Here is a 511-nt window from a genome sequence, read left to right as displayed (position 1 = left end):
GATCGCCGGGAACAGCAGGACGCCGTCGCGCTGCATCTCGTACAGACGGTGGACACCCGTCGTGGTCTCCTCCGTCACGCCGCGGATCTCCGACGCCAGCTGGGTCCACTTCTGCGAGCCGTCCGTGATGGTGCGGTGCAGGAGGTCGAGGATGACGCGGTGCTCGTCGGACTCGGCGGTGTCCAGGCCGGGGACCTTGCCGTCCTTCTCGTACTCGACGCCCTTGTGGACGAGGAGGGTGGCGTCACCGCCGTCGTCCAGAATCATGTTCGGGCCGCCGGTGGGGCTGTTCGGCCAGGTCAGCGCCTGCTCGGTGCACCACCAGTACTCCTGAAGGGTCTCGCCCTTCCAGGCGAAGACCGGGATGCCCTGGGGGTTGTCGGGCGTGCCGTTCGGGCCGACGGCGATGGCTGCGGCCGCGTGGTCCTGGGTGGAGAAGATGTTGCAGGATGCCCAGCGGACCTCGGCGCCGAGGGCGACCAGGGTCTCGATGAGCACGGCGGTCTGCACG

At 69.1% G+C, this 511-nt stretch carries 1 protein-coding gene; it reads right to left on the bottom strand.

The genetic code is table 11. From position 1 onward, the window contains the following. A partial coding sequence (locus ADK64_RS41950; RefSeq protein ID WP_199829862.1) for an adenosylhomocysteinase occupies positions 1-511 on the bottom strand: 511 nt, incomplete at both ends.

Source organism: Streptomyces sp. MMG1121, from assembly GCF_001280015.1.
Classification (GTDB): domain Bacteria; phylum Actinomycetota; class Actinomycetes; order Streptomycetales; family Streptomycetaceae; genus Streptomyces.
This window is presented reverse-complemented; position numbering and strand designations above follow the sequence as displayed.